14 protein-coding genes are annotated in these 13,651 nt (G+C 71.8%); 7 read left to right on the top strand and 7 right to left on the bottom strand.

The annotated features are described in order from the left end of the window. Positions 1-47: 47 nt before the first annotated feature. The 3 genes from ACIP4Y_RS22535 to ACIP4Y_RS22525 form a co-directional block, all read right to left on the bottom strand. Entirely contained in the window at positions 48-455 is a 408-nt protein-coding gene (locus tag ACIP4Y_RS22535; RefSeq protein WP_401396292.1) for an Asp23/Gls24 family envelope stress response protein, read from the bottom strand. Then, positions 452-622, bottom strand: a complete 171-nt coding sequence (locus ACIP4Y_RS22530) for a hypothetical protein (protein WP_401397070.1) — start codon at positions 620-622, stop codon at positions 452-454. Before ACIP4Y_RS22530 ends, ACIP4Y_RS22535 begins: the two co-directional genes overlap by 4 nt. Before the next feature lie 73 nt (positions 623-695). Then, positions 696-1,178, bottom strand: coding sequence for an Asp23/Gls24 family envelope stress response protein (locus tag ACIP4Y_RS22525; protein ID WP_401397020.1), 483 nt, complete (start codon positions 1,176-1,178; stop codon positions 696-698). Between the two features lie 155 nt (positions 1,179-1,333). Here ACIP4Y_RS22525 and ACIP4Y_RS22520 point away from each other — a divergent pair, with 155 nt between their 5' ends. From ACIP4Y_RS22520 to ACIP4Y_RS22510, 3 genes are read left to right on the top strand one after another with little or no spacing between them, the layout of a single operon-like run. Beyond that, positions 1,334-1,939, top strand: coding sequence for an RNA polymerase sigma factor (locus ACIP4Y_RS22520; RefSeq protein WP_401396289.1), 606 nt, complete (start codon positions 1,334-1,336; stop codon positions 1,937-1,939). After that, a complete protein-coding gene (locus ACIP4Y_RS22515) occupies positions 1,930-2,571 on the top strand; it encodes a hypothetical protein (RefSeq protein ID WP_401396286.1) in 642 nt (213 codons plus the stop codon). Before ACIP4Y_RS22520 ends, ACIP4Y_RS22515 begins: the two co-directional genes overlap by 10 nt. Next, a complete protein-coding gene (locus ACIP4Y_RS22510) occupies positions 2,571-2,948 on the top strand; it encodes a hypothetical protein (RefSeq protein ID WP_401396283.1) in 378 nt (125 codons plus the stop codon). The genes ACIP4Y_RS22515 and ACIP4Y_RS22510 overlap by 1 nt, the downstream gene beginning before the upstream one ends. A gap of 28 nt (positions 2,949-2,976) precedes the next feature. On the opposite strand, the gene ACIP4Y_RS22505 is transcribed toward ACIP4Y_RS22510, so the two are convergent. Next, positions 2,977-3,402, bottom strand: coding sequence for an SRPBCC family protein (locus ACIP4Y_RS22505; RefSeq protein ID WP_358635954.1), 426 nt, complete (start codon positions 3,400-3,402; stop codon positions 2,977-2,979). Positions 3,403-3,548: 146 nt separating this feature from the next. On the opposite strand from ACIP4Y_RS22505, the gene ACIP4Y_RS22500 reads away from it, so the two are divergent. Then, the gene (locus tag ACIP4Y_RS22500) at positions 3,549-4,613 is read left to right on the top strand and encodes an AI-2E family transporter (protein ID WP_401396279.1); all 1,065 of its coding nucleotides are present in this window, start codon (positions 3,549-3,551) and stop codon (positions 4,611-4,613) included. Here ACIP4Y_RS22500 and ACIP4Y_RS22495 read toward each other — a convergent pair. Beyond that, positions 4,565-6,715 (bottom strand): SpoIIE family protein phosphatase, encoded by a 2,151-nt coding sequence (locus ACIP4Y_RS22495; protein WP_401396276.1) that lies wholly within the window; start codon positions 6,713-6,715, stop codon positions 4,565-4,567. The genes ACIP4Y_RS22500 and ACIP4Y_RS22495 overlap by 49 nt on opposite strands. A gap of 175 nt (positions 6,716-6,890) precedes the next feature. On the opposite strand from ACIP4Y_RS22495, the gene aspS reads away from it, so the two are divergent. Both aspS and ACIP4Y_RS22485 read left to right on the top strand, forming a co-directional pair. After that, positions 6,891-8,654: an aspartate--tRNA ligase gene (gene aspS / locus ACIP4Y_RS22490; RefSeq protein ID WP_401396273.1), complete on the top strand. Its 1,764-nt coding sequence runs from the start codon at positions 6,891-6,893 to the stop codon at positions 8,652-8,654. Positions 8,655-8,758: 104 nt separating this feature from the next. Then, complete coding sequence (locus ACIP4Y_RS22485; RefSeq protein WP_401396270.1) at positions 8,759-9,646, top strand: intradiol ring-cleavage dioxygenase; 888 nt, start codon at positions 8,759-8,761, stop codon at positions 9,644-9,646. 6 nt (positions 9,647-9,652) lie between these two features. Here ACIP4Y_RS22485 and ACIP4Y_RS22480 read toward each other — a convergent pair whose 3' ends face one another. After that, a complete protein-coding gene (locus tag ACIP4Y_RS22480; protein ID WP_401396267.1) occupies positions 9,653-10,345 on the bottom strand; it encodes a nucleotidyl transferase AbiEii/AbiGii toxin family protein in 693 nt (230 codons plus the stop codon). Positions 10,346-10,493: 148 nt separating this feature from the next. Here ACIP4Y_RS22480 and ACIP4Y_RS22475 point away from each other — a divergent pair, with 148 nt between their 5' ends. Next, positions 10,494-11,837 carry a polysaccharide lyase family 1 protein gene (locus tag ACIP4Y_RS22475; RefSeq protein WP_401396264.1) on the top strand — a complete coding sequence of 448 codons (1,344 nt, stop codon included), beginning with the start codon at positions 10,494-10,496 and terminating at the stop codon, positions 11,835-11,837. Between the two features lie 87 nt (positions 11,838-11,924). On the opposite strand, the gene metG is transcribed toward ACIP4Y_RS22475, so the two are convergent. Then, positions 11,925-13,640, bottom strand: coding sequence for a methionine--tRNA ligase (gene metG, locus ACIP4Y_RS22470; protein ID WP_358635966.1), 1,716 nt, complete (start codon positions 13,638-13,640; stop codon positions 11,925-11,927). Positions 13,641-13,651 lie beyond the last annotated feature (11 nt).

Raw genomic sequence — 13,651 nt, 5'->3', positions numbered from 1 at the left:
TCCCCCTTCCTGCGCGGCGTGCCCGGCGCACGGGACCGCGTGGCCGTTCACCGGACCCGCCCCCGCTTCGCTCCGGCGGCGGTCACCAGCCGCCGGACGGTGAGCGTGACCTCTCCCACCCGCAAGCCGGTCAGCTGTGCCACCCGTTCGGCGACGTCGTGCCGGATCCGCTCACAGACGTGGGGGATGTCGGTGGGGTAGGGCAGGTCCAGGGCCAGGTGCAGGCGCACCGATCCGGTACGGACGGCGGCGGACGCGCTCGGCGCCTCCGACGCGCTCCGGTCAGGAGGCACGGCGGCGCGCCGTGACTGGGCCGTGCGTGCGGCCTGCGTGGCGATACGGGCGACCACTCTGTCCGGGATGACGGTGGCGCCCCGTTCGGCCGGGGGCGGCAGGCCGGAGGCCGGGGCCGGTGGGCCCGACCCCTCCCCGGGGGAACCGGGCCGGGTCTTCATCGCTGCCTCCGTGCCCGGACGTCGAGGTCGCCCTGGACGACGAGGCCGACGATCAGCCCCGCCGCCCCCAGGAACAGAACCAGCAGAAACGCCCAGAAGCCGCCGAAATACCCGGCGAAGCCCAGGGCCATGCCCGCCGCGAGGCCCGTCGTTGCTGCGTTCATCATGCACTCACCCGTCTCGCGCCCGTACGTCACCGTGCGCGCGATTTCCCGCGCCCGTGCAGGGCCCGGTGGTGGATCACCTCACGCGGCTCTCGTCCGGTTCGGCCTCTTCCTCCTCGTCGGGCAGGTGGACGTCGTCGACGGCGATGTTCACCTCGACGACCTCCAGGCCCGTCATCCGCTCCACGGCGCTGATGACGTTTGTGCGGACGCCGCCGGCGACGTCGACGATGGAGACGCCGTACTCGACGACGACGTCCAGATCCACCGCGGCCTGACGCTCGCCGACCTCGACCTTCACTCCTCGCGTGACGGCTCCGCCTCCGCCGGGAACGCGTTCCCGCACGGCACCGAACGCGCGGGCCATCCCCGCTCCCAGGTTGTGGATGCCCGGGACCTCGCGGGCAGCCATGCCCGCGATCTTGGCCACCACGCCGTCGGCGATCGTGGTCTTCCCCCGCGTCTCGGCCGGAGCCCCGGCTCCGGTACGGCCCTTCAGTGCGCTCACGCCCGCAGTGGGCCCGCTGCCCCCGCCGACGCTGGTCATGTTGTCCGTCATGGCGGTCGCCTCGATCGGTCGGTCGGACACCGGTACGGCGCCCTTCGAAAGGTTGGACATATCGGGCGGTGCATTTCTCACGGCCATAACGTGTGACGTGAATCACATGTGGTCCCTTGGGTACACGGATGGTCCGAGCCTCGTGCGGGGGCGTCATGATCGAACGCACTGTTTCCCCATCGCCCGAACGCGACCTGCCCGAACGCAACCTGCCCGAACGCGACCTGCCGGACGGGCTGCTGGCCGTACGGGCAGCCGAGGGGGACGAGGACTCCTTCGCCGCTCTCGTCCAGCGGCACGGCTCGTCCCTCCTCGCCCTGGCGCGCTGCATGCTGGGCAATCCCCAGGACGCCGAAGAGGCCGTTCAGGACGCCTTCGTCAGCGCCTGGCGACGCCTGCCGGAATACCGCCACCGCGCGGAGTTCCGCACCTGGATGTACCGGATCACCGTCAACCGCTGCCTGACCATGCGCCGGCGCCGGCCGCCGCCCCTCTCCCTGGAGGTCGTCGTCGAGCCCGCGGCGGGAGACGCCCGGAGCCAGCCCGCCCTGTCCGCCGAGCAGGACGCGGCCACCGCCGCACTGTCCCGTGCGCTCGGCGACCTGGACGCCGGGCAGCGGCTCTGCTGGATCCTGCGGGAGGTGCAGGGCCTGTCCTACAAGGAGATCGCCCACGTGACGCGGACCAATGAGCCGACCGTGCGCGGCAGACTGTTCAGGGCACGCCGATCCCTTCAGGAGGCGATGGGCCCATGGCGCTAGACGACCCGCACGCGCGGCCTGCCGAACCGCCCGCCGCCGAGGGGCCCCCGTTCGAGGGCGATGAGGTACTCCCCTGCGGCCGCCTGCTCAGCCGGGTCTGGGAGCAGACGTGCGACGCGGCCCCGGCCGCGGACCCGCACACCGTCTCCTGTCCTCACTGCCGCGAGGCCGTCGAGGGACTCGCCACGGTGAACGCGGCCACCGGCGCGCTGCGTGCCGAGCACGCCCCCGGCCTGCACGCACTTGCCGACCGCGTCATGAACATCGTCAGGGCAGAGGTACGGCTCGGCCGGCTGCTGCCCCTGGCGGACCCGGACCGGGACCTGCGGATCGCCGAGAGTGCCGCGGCGAAGGTCCTCCGGCAGGCCGCGGACACGGTTCCCGGTGTCAGGGCGGCGGGCTGCCGGCTCATGCCCGCGGAGGGCACCGACGTACGGGTGACCATGACCCTGGCCGCAGCTCTCGACCGCCCGCTGACCGACCGGGTCCACCAGGTGCGCCGGTCGGTCCTCGACTCGGCCGGACAGATCCTGGGTCTCGCCGTGACGGCCGTCGACATCACCGTGGTCGACGTCCTGGAGCCGGAGCCGCCTCTCGGTCGTCCCGGCCTCCCGACCGGCGGCGGTGCGTGATGACCGTGATCCGACAGGCCACCCTCCTCGGCATCGCGGCCGAGGCGGCCCTCGCGGTTCCCGGCGTGGCGGGCCTGCATCCCCGCCTCTCCCATCGCCTCGCGGCAGTCGCCGCGCCCACCCGGACGGACGCCGCGCAGCTGCGCACGTCCCCCGAGGCGGGCATCCGGGCCGCCCGGGCGCCGGACGGGTCGGGCTGGCAGATCGAGGTGCGCTGCGTCCTGGCCGAGGGGCGGCGGGCGCTGGACGTCGCCCAGAACGTCCACGACCGGGTGGGGGCCGCCGTCGTCTCCCACCTCGCCGCCCTCGATGCAGTGCAGCCGGTCGCCGTCGAGGTCACCGTGACCCGTATCGCCAACCGGCACGACGTGGCGTAAGCAGCCGACGGCAACGCCACGGCCGTGGCTACCCCTCGGCCAGGCTCTTGAACTGCTGCAGGTCGCCGCGGACCGTGTTCTCGATGCGGTGGACCTGGGCCATGCCCTTCGGGCCGCCGAAGGCGTCGTGGACGGCGCCCGGTTCGTACTCCAGCCGGACCTGTACCTGACTGTGGTCCCGGTCCACCGACCGTACGGACAGGGTGCCCTTCAGTTCGGGGCTGCCCTCGGTCTGCCAGGTGATGACCTGGTCGCCCGCGCGGTCGTCGAGGACGGCCTCGAACTCCCGCTGGACACTGCCGGCCCGGACGTCGAGACGGGCGCGGTTGCCACCGCTCCCCTGGGCCCGCTGGACGCCGTCGATGAACGTCGGATAGGAGTCGACGTCGTGCAGCAGGTCCCAGACCTTCTGCGCGGGGGCGTCGATGTCTATGTGCTCTTCGAGCCTGCTCATCGCGAACCTCGCCTCCTGGCCCGGTGACGGACCCCTCGGGTCCTTCCAGCCTGCGCCGCGGCCCGGGGACCCCGCAAATCACGGCCCCTCACCCGGCCGGACCCGCGCGGCAGGACCGCCGTGGTGTGCCGTGGTCTGCTGGAGGCGTGCAGCTCCTGCCCGTTCCCGTCCGCCGGTTCGCCGCCTGGTGCGTCGTGGTGCTGCTCGGTGCCGGGGTGGGGTGGCTCGGGGTGCTGCTGTGCGGGGAGTTGCGTACGGCTGTCACGCCGGTGCTGCTCGCCCTGCTGGGCACCGCGCTGCTCGGGCCGTTGCACCGGCGGCTGGTGCGCGCCGGGGTGCAGGCGTCGGTGGCGGCGGGGCTCACCTGTGTCGCCGTCGTGGCCGTCGTCGGCGGTGCCGTGTACATCGTCGTCGCCGCGCTCATCGACACCGGCGACCAGATCGTCTCCTCGCTGCGGGCCGCCGCCAAGGGCCTCGCGCGGCACTTCGGGGCCGCCGGGACCGGTCTGGACGACCTCGCCGCCAACGCACGCGAACTGCTGCGCAAGTTCGGTGCGACGGCTGCTTCCAATGTCATCAGCGGTGTCAGCGTGGTCGCCGAGTCCCTCGCCATGGCCGTGCTCGCGCTGCTGCTCGTCTTCTTCTTCCTGCGCGACTCCCACCGGGCCGTGACCGCCCTGCGCTCGGTCGCGCCCGGCGACCGCGCCGGCACCCTGGAGGCCATCGCCCGGCGGGCGTTCGCCGCGGTGGAGGGGTTCATGCGCGGGACGACCTTCATCGCCCTCATCGACGCCCTGTGCATCACGGTGGGCCTGCTGGTGCTCCGGGTGCCCGGCGCGGTGGGGCTCGGCGCGCTCGTCTTCGTCGGCGCCTACATCCCCTATCTCGGCGCCTTCATCTCCGGCGCGGTGGCCGTGCTGGTCGCGCTCGCCGACCGGGGCTTCGTGATCGCGCTGTGGGTGTTCGGGGTGGTGCTCGCGGTGCAGGTGCTGGAGGGGCACGTCCTGCAACCGGTGATCCAGAGCCGGACCGTGCAGATGCACCCGGCCGTGGTGATGCTGGCGATCACGGCGGGCGCCTCCGTCGCGGGCATCCTCGGCATGCTCCTCGCGGTCCCGCTGACCGCGGCGGCCTTCGGGGTCGTCCAGGAGCTGAGGGAGCGTTACGCCACCCCCTCCGACGCCTCGGCCCCCGAGCAGCCCGGCTCGTAGAGCTCGAACCAGATGCTCTTGCCCTCGCCCCGCGGGTGCACCCCCCACGCGTCCGCGAGGAGTTCGATCAGCATCAGGCCGCGGCCGGAGGAGGCCAGTTCGCCGGGGCGGCGCTTGTGCGGCAGGTCGTCGCCGGTGTCGAAGACCTCCACCCGCAGTCGCCGCCCGGTCCCCTCGCCGGTGACCTCGGCGAGCAGCAGCGCGTCGGTGTCCGTGTGCACCAGCACGTTGGTGATCATCTCGGAGACCAGCAGCACCGCCGAGTCCAGCTGGTCGGCCGACGCCCAGTCGTGCAGCAGCTCGCGCAGCTGCTGGCGGGCCTCGGCGATCCGCTCCGGCTCGTCCTGCGCCACCGACAGCAGCGAGCGCCGCACCTGCGGCCGGAGCGTCACGGTGTCGCCGCAGCCGCAGCCCTCCCCCGGCCGGCACAGCAGCAGCAGCGCGATGTCGTCCTCGCGGCGGTCGGCCAGCGGGCCGGTGGTGTGGTGCGAGGACGGCCCGTGCACCCCCTGCACCAGGGCGTCGGCCATCGACTCCAGGTCGCCCGCGTGGTCCTCCAGGATCGCGCGCAGCCTGCGCCAGCCGCTCTCCAGGTCGTGCCCGCCGGTCTCGATCAGGCCGTCGGTGCACAGCATCAGCGTCTCGCCGGGTTCGAGGGTGAACCGGGTCGTCGGGTAGTCGGCGTCCGGGTCGACACCGAGCGGCGGTCCGCCCACCGTCGGCCGCATCATCACCGTGCCGTCCGCCATCCGGATCACCGGGTGCGGGTGCCCGGCGCGGGCGATCTCCAGCCGGCCGGTCGTCGGGTCGGCCTCCGCGTACAGGCAGGTCGCGAAGCGGAGGTCGGCCGCCGGGTCGTCGCCGGTGGCCTGGGTGATGCCGTGCAGGAAGCGCGAGGCGCGGGAGAGCACGGCGTCCGGGCGGTGCCCCTCGGCGGCGTAGGCGCGCAGCGCGATCCGCAGCTGGCCCATGAGGCCGGCCGCGCGCACGTCGTGACCCTGGACGTCCCCGATGACCAGCGCGACCCGTCCGGAGGGCAGCGGGATCATGTCGTACCAGTCGCCGCCGACCTGGAGGCCGCCGCCGGTCGGGATGTACCGGGCGGCCACCCGCAGCCCCGGGATCTCGGGGCCGAGCGAGGGCAGCATGCTGCGCTGCAGGCCCTCGGTCAGCTCGCGCTCGGACTCGGCGGCGCCGGCCCGGGACAGCGCCTGGGCGAGCATCCGGGCGACCGTGGTCAGGACCGCGCGCTCGTCCGGGGTGAACGCCACCGGATAGGTGAAGGCCGCCATCCAGGCGCCCATCGTGCGCCCGGCGACCGTCAGCGGCAGGAACGCCCACGAGCGGCGCCCGAAGACCTGGGCGAGCGGCCAGGTCACCGGGTACCGCTCCTTGTACTGCTCCGGGGAGGACAGGTAGACGGCCCGTCCGGTGCGGACGACCTCGGCGGCCGGGTAGTGGGTGTCCAGCGGCATGTCGGAGAAGGGGTTCATGGCGCCGGGCTGGTGCCCGTGCTGGCCGATGATCGTCAAACGGTCGCCCTCGACCCCGAACACCACCAGCCCGTCCGGGGAGAAGCCCGGCATCGACAGGCCGCCGGCCACCCGCAGCACCTCGGCCGTGGACCGGGCCTCCGCCAGCGCCCGGCCGGCGTCCAGCAGGAACGCCTCCCGGGAGCGCCGCCAGTCCCCGGTGACCGCGCTGCGGGCGGCGGCCGTGCCCGGGGTCGGCTCGGTCACCTCCTGGAGGGTGCCGATCAGCTCGTACGCCTGCCGCTCGGGGTCGAAGGACGGCTTGGAGCGGCTGCGGACGACCCGCAGGATCTCGCCGTCCCCGTCCATGATCCGGATGCGCACCTCGGCGAGGGTGCCCTCGGCGACGGCCAGCCGCACCACGCCGGTGATCTCGTTCCAGTCGACCGGGTGGAACCGGGCCCGGGTCTGGGCCTCGGTGAGGGTGGCCGGCTCCGGGGGCAGCCCGAGCAGCCGCGCCGCCTCCGCGTCCACGGTGACCAGGCCGGTGGCCGTGTCCCAGTGCCAGAGCCCGGTCGCGAGGGCGGCGAGAACGTCCTCGACGGACGGCAGGGGCTCGCCTGTACGCATTGCCCCACTTTAGGAAGAGGTGACCGAAGGCTGCCACCGTAGGCGGGTGAGCGGTAATGGTGGGGAGCCGAGCTGGGGGTGGCCGGTACCCTTGATGGGTCCGGGCCCCGTGCCCGTTCCCGCCGGTCCGCAGAGCCGGCAGGAGAAACCCCACCACGAAGGACGATGAACGACGATGCATCGGTACAGGTCCCACACCTGCGGCCAGCTCCGCGCCTCTGACGTCGGCACCGACGTCCGGCTGAGTGGCTGGCTGCACAATCGGCGCGACCTGGGCGGCATCCTCTTCATCGATCTGCGCGACCACTACGGCATCACGCAGCTGGTCGCCCGCCCCGGCACCCCCGCGTACGAGGCCCTGGACAAGATCTCCAAGGAGTCCACGGTCCGCGTCGACGGCCGCGTTGTTTCACGTGGAACCGAGAACGTGAACCCCGACCTGCCCACCGGTGAGATCGAGGTCGAGGTCGCCGAGGTCGAGCTGCTCGGTGCGGCCCAGCCCCTGCCCTTCACCATCAACACCGAGGACGGGGTCAACGAGGAGCGGCGCCTGGAGTACCGCTTCCTGGACCTGCGCCGCGAGCGCATGCACCGCAACATCATGCTGCGTACGGCGGTCATCTCGGCCATGCGCCAGAAGATGGCGGCGATGGGCTTCAACGAGATGGCCACGCCGATCCTGTCCGCCACCTCTCCCGAGGGCGCCCGCGACTACGTGGTCCCCTCCCGGGTGCACCCGGGCAAGTTCTACGCGCTGCCGCAGGCCCCGCAGCAGTTCAAGCAGCTGCTGATGATCTCCGGCTTCGACCGCTACTTCCAGATCGCGCCCTGCTTCCGCGACGAGGACGCCCGCGCCGACCGCTCGCCGGGCGAGTTCTACCAGCTCGACGTCGAGATGAGCTTCGTGGAGCAGGAGGACGTCTTCCAGCCGATCGAGAAGCTCATGACCGAGCTGTTCGAGGAGTTCGGCGGCGGCCGTCACGTCACCTCTCCCTTCCCGCGCATCCCGTTCCGCGAGGCGATGCTGAAGTACGGCTCGGACAAGCCGGACCTGCGCGCCAAGCTGGAGCTGGTGGACATCACCGACGTCTTCGAGGGCTCGGAGTTCAAGGCCTTCGCGGGCAAGCACGTGCGCGCGCTGCCGGTGCCGGACGTCTCCGGCCAGCCCCGCAAGTTCTTCGACCAGCTCGGTGAGTACGCCGTCGAGCAGGGCGCCAAGGGCCTGGCCTGGGTCCGCGTGGCCGAGGACGGCTCGCTGACCGGCCCGATCGCGAAGTTCCTCACCGAGGCGAACGTCGCGGAGCTGACCAAGCGCCTCTCCCTGGCCGCCGGCCACGCCGTGTTCTTCGGCGCGGGCGAGTACGACGAGGTCTCGAAGATCATGGGCGCGGTCCGCGTCGAGGCGGCCAAGCGCGCGGGCCACTTCGAGGAGGGCGTCTTCCGCTTCTGCTGGATCGTCGACTTCCCGATGTACGAGAAGGACGAGGAGACCGGCGCGATCGACTTCTCGCACAACCCCTTCTCGATGCCGCAGGGCGGCCTGGAGGCCCTGGAGACCCAGGACCCGCTGGACATCCTGGGCTGGCAGTACGACATCGTCTGCAACGGCGTGGAGCTGTCCTCCGGCGCGATCCGGAACCACGAGCCGGAGATCATGCTCAAGGCCTTCGAGATCGCGGGCTACGACCGCGAGACCGTCGAGGAGAAGTTCGCGGGCATGCTCCGCGCGTTCCGCTTCGGTGCCCCGCCGCACGGCGGCATCGCCCCGGGCGTGGACCGTATCGTCATGCTCCTCGCGGACGAGCCCAACATCCGCGAGACGATCGCCTTCCCGCTCAACGGCAACGCCCAGGACCTGATGATGGGCGCCCCGACCGAGCTGGACGAGTCCCGCCTGCGCGAGCTGCACCTGACCGTCAGGAAGCCGCAGCCGAAGTAGCGCAACCGCCGTGCGCGCCGATCCGTCCTGACTCGCTCTTGACGATCGGCGCGCACAGCCGTCTCCGGGCCCGGTGACAGGTTGCGTCCCTACGGTCCCGGCCCATGAACGAGAAACCTGAACCCGGTCGCAGAGACCGCGAGCTGTCCCGTCGTACGGTGATCATGGCGGGCGGTGCCACCGCCGTGGCCGTGGGCCTGGGCGGCGCCCTGGCCGTCGACGCGTCCGCCCACTACGACACCTCCGCGGACATCTGCTACACGCTGACCTCCGAGACCGTGGAGGGCCCCTACTACATCGACGCCGACAAGATCCGGCAGGACGTCACCGAGGACCAGGACGGCGTGCCGCTGACGCTCACCCTGAAGGTGATCGACGCGGAGACCTGCGAGCCGCTGAGGGACGCGGCCGTCGACATCTGGCACTGCAACGCGGTGGGCGTCTACTCCGGATACGAGGCGTCGGGCAGCGGCGGAGGCGGCGGCCCGGCCCCTACAGGTGCCCCTACCGGAACCCCGGCCGGTACGCCCACGGGCGCACCCCCCTCCGGCGGCCCAGGGGGCGGTGGCGGCGGCCACCAGGAGCCCACCGACGACAGCCGCTACCTGCGCGGCACCTGGCGCACCGACAAGCACGGGTACGTCACCTTCCGGACCGTCTTCCCCGGCTGGTACCAGGGCCGCTGCGTGCACATCCACGTCAAGGTGCACGTCGACGGCGCCTGGACGGACGCCGGGTACGAGGGCGGCCACACCTGCCACACCGGGCAGCTGTTCTTCGCCGAGAAGGCGGTGCTGTGCACGGCGGACGTCGAGCCGTACTCCGCCAACACCACCACCCGCACCACGCTCGACGAGGACACCATCTACCCGGGCAACGGGCACGCGGGCGGCCTGCTGTACCTGAAGTACGACCGCAAGCACATCGCGCGCGGGGTCCGGGCCCACCTCACCCTGGGCGTGGCCCCGGACGAGACGCACGACGGGGGCTGACCCGGCTCAGTCGCCCTGCTCGTCGGTCTCGGCGTCCGGGGACGCGCCCTCCTCCAGCAGCCGCTCGGCGATGTCGTCGGACCAGTGCTGAGCCCAGGCGCGCAGGGCGGCCACCCGGGCCTCGTCCAGTCCGTACCGGAAGAAGTCCCGGTCGGCGTAGAAGTCGGTGCCGGTCAGGCGGGACTGGAGGGTGGGCAGGTCGAACGGGTCGTGGGCGTGCCGGCGGCCGAGTTCCTCCAGGTCGGGCAGGGAGAACCGGGCCGCGCAGGCCTGCGCGTCGATCAGGTCGACGGCCGCGCCCCGGTCGTACAGGGCGCGGATCTTCGTGCCGACGGCGTCCGCCAGGGAGAGCGTCGGGCCGTACCCGGTGAGTTCCGGCGGCTGCCAGAACGCCTCCTTGTGCAGCGCGAGCGGGCACGTCTCGCCGGTCGGTGGGTCCGTGACCGTCAGCTGTGCGGTGAGCGCGGTGACGGCGCCGGTCCGCACCCGCCGCCCCCGCGCCTCCAGGGCCGCGCCGACGGCACCGGCGATGTGCCCGACGGCCTCGGCGCTCTCGGTGGCGAGGTCCAGGTCGGCGTGCGGGCGGCACAGCAGTCCGTGCGCCTGGAGGGCGTAGCCGCCGGCCAGGACCAGACCGTACGGGCCGCCCGCCGCGACGACGTCGGCGAGGAGCCGGCGATGGGGTTCGGGGAAGTCCACGGGAAGATTTTTCCGGCTTCCCGCCGCAACGCGCGCGACGCCTGACCGGGCCGAGCGGAGAATTTCCACGGCGGACGGCAACTTCCTTCCGCCGGGCGGCCACTGAGGGGGCGTAAGGCATGTTCGACAGACCCCTAAGGACTCCTCCGTGGCAGCTCCCTCCCACCGCCGGTCCCTCCGCAAGCGGCGCACCCTCGCCGTGTCCGCCGCCGTCGTGGCCGCGGGTGTCGGCGCCGGGGTGTTCGTGATGAACGCGAACGCCGACGCCGTCGACCTGTACCACCAGACCCTCGCCGCCAAGGACGGCTGGGCCGCCTCCGGCACGGGGACCACCGGCGGCGCGAAGGCCGACTCCGCGCACACCTTCACCGTCTCCACCCGTGCCCAGCTCGTGAAGGCGCTGGGCTCGGCCTCCGACACCACGCCCCGCATCGTCAGGATCAAGGGCACGATCGACGCCAACACCGACGACAGCGGCAAGAAGCTGACCTGCGCGGACTACGCCTCCGGCACCGGCTACTCGCTCTCCGCCTACCTCAAGGCCTACGACCCCGCCACCTACGGCCGCTCCAAGCTGCCCTCCGGCACCCAGGAGAAGGCCCGCGCCGCCGCCCAGGCCAAGCAGGCGAAGAACATCGTCTTCAAGGTGCCGGCCAACACCACGATCGTGGGCGTGCCGGGCAGCAACGCCGGGATCACCGGCGGCATGCTCCAGATCCAGAACGTGGACAACGTCATCGTCCGCAATCTGACCTTCTCCGCCACCGAGGACTGCTTCCCGCAGTGGGACCCGACCGACGGCGACGACGGCAACTGGAACTCGAACTACGACTCGGTCACCCTGCGCGGGGCGACCCACGTCTGGGCGGACCACAACACGTTCACCGACGCGCCCCACTTCGACAAGGCCAACCCGAAGTACTTCGGCCGCGAGTACCAGATCCACGACGGCGCCCTGGACATCACCAAGGGCTCCGACCTGGTGACCGTCGAGCGCAACCAGTTCACCGACCACGACAAGACGATGCTGATCGGCTCCAGCGACAAGGACAGCACCGGCAAGCTGCGGGTCTCCATCCACCACAACGTGTGGAAGGGCATCGTCCAGCGGGCCCCGCTGACCCGCATCGGCCAGGTCCACATCTACAACAACGTGTACGACACGACGACCGTCGACGGGTATGCGCCCCTGTACAGCATCAACTCCCGCGCCAAGGCCCAGGTCGTGGCGCAGGCCAACTACTGGACGGTGCCCTCCGGCGGCAAGGTCGCCAAGCTGCTGAGCGGTGACGGCACCGGCTCCGTCGCGGGCAGCGGCAACCTGGTCAACGGCACGGTCACCGACCTGGTCGCCGCGTACAACGCCGCGAACTCGAAGAAGATCAAGACCACGGTCAACTGGACGCCGGCCCTCACCGCGGGCCTGGAGACCTCGGCGAAGAACCTGCCGGCGGAACTGGCGAACACGACCGGTGCCGGCGTGCTGAAGTAACCGGTCCGGCCCCTCGGGCCCGTCGGGACAGCGAAAGGGCGCCGGGCCCCCGGCCCGGCGCCCTCCTCGGGCCTTGCTACGGCGCGGTCAGGCGTCCTCGCCGCCGAAGCGCTCCTTGTACGTCGCCAGGTCCTCGTCCGTCAGCTTGGCGAAGAGGACGGGCGGGACCGTGAACGGGGTGCCGGCCGGCACCGACGCCAGGGCCTTCGCCTCGTCCCGGCTCACCCAGGCGGCGGTGTCGTCCGTCAGGGAGAACGCCTCGCGCATCGTCTTCGCCGTCGTCGGGATGAACGGCTCGGAGACCACCGCGTACAGGTGGATCAGGTTCATCGCCGTGCGCAGGGTGAGGGCCGCGCCCTCCTTGTCGGTCTTGATCTCCAGCCAGGGGGCCTTCTCCTCCAGGTAGGAGTTGCCGGCCGACCACAGGGCGCGCAGGGCCGCGGCCGCCTTGCGGAACTGGAGGGCCTCCATCTGCGACTCGTACTCCGCGAGGAGTTCGGCGATCTGCTCGCCGAGCCGCGCCTCCGCCTCACCCGGCTCGCCGCCCGCGGGGACCTCCTCGCCGAAGCGCTTCTTGGAGAAGGACAGCACGCGGTTGACGAAGTTGCCGAGGGTGTCGGCCAGGTCCTTGTTCACCGTGGCGGTGAAGTGCTCCCAGGTGAAGGACGAGTCGTCCGACTCGGGGGCGTTGGCGATCAGGAAGTAGCGCCAGTAGTCGGCGGGCAGGATGTCCAGCGCCTGGTCGGTGAAGACGCCCCGCTTCTGCGAGGTGGAGAACTTGCCGCCGTAGTAGGTCAGCCAGTTGAACGCCTTGACGTAGTCGACCTTCTTCCACGGCTCGCGCACGCCCAGCTCGGTGGCCGGGAACATCACGGTGTGGAAGGGGACGTTGTCCTTGGCCATGAACTCGGTGTAGCGGACGGTGTCGTCCGCCTCGTACCACCAGGACTTCCAGTCGCGGTTCGCCGGGTCCTGGTCGGCCCATTCCTTCGTCGCGCCGATGTACTCGATCGGGGCGTCGAACCAGACGTAGAAGACCTTGCCCTCGGCCGCCAGCTCCGGCCAGGTGTCCGCCGGGACCGGGACGCCCCAGTCCAGGTCACGGGTGATCGCCCGGTCGTGCAGGCCCTCGTTCAGCCACTTGCGGGCGATGGAGGAGGCGAGCTGCGGCCAGTCCGCCTCGTGCCGGGCGACCCACTGCTCGACCTCGTGCTGCAGCTTGGACTGGAGCAGGAAGAGGTGCTTGGTCTCGCGGACCTCCAGGTCCGTGGAGCCGGAGATCGCCGAGCGCGGGTTGATCAGGTCGGTCGGGTCCAGCACGCGGGTGCAGTTCTCGCACTGGTCGCCGCGGGCCTTGTCGTAGCCGCAGTGCGGGCAGGTGCCCTCGACGTAGCGGTCCGGCAGGAAGCGGCCGTCGGCCGGGCTGTACACCTGGCGGATCGCCCGCTCCTCGATAAAGCCGTTCTCGTTCAGCTTGCGGGCGAAGTGCTGGGTGATCTCGCGGTTCTCCGGGCTGGAGCTGCGGCCGAAGTAGTCGAACGCGAGCGCGAAGCCGTCGTAGACCGCCTTCTGGGCGTCGTGCGCCTGCGCACAGAACTCGGCGACCGGGAGGCCCTGCTCCTTGGCGGCCAGCTCGGCGGGGGTGCCGTGCTCGTCCGTCGCGCAGATGTACAGGACGTCGTGGCCGCGCTGGCGGAGGTACCGGGAGTACACGTCCGCCGGGAGCATGGACCCCACCATGTTGCCCAGGTGCTTGATCCCGTTGATGTAGGGAAGGGCGCTGGTGATGAGGTGTCGAGCCATCGCGGGCTGCT

The sequence above is a fragment of the Streptomyces sp. NPDC088810 genome, assembly GCF_044750305.1.
GTDB lineage: Bacteria > Actinomycetota > Actinomycetes > Streptomycetales > Streptomycetaceae > Streptomyces.
This window is presented reverse-complemented; position numbering and strand designations above follow the sequence as displayed.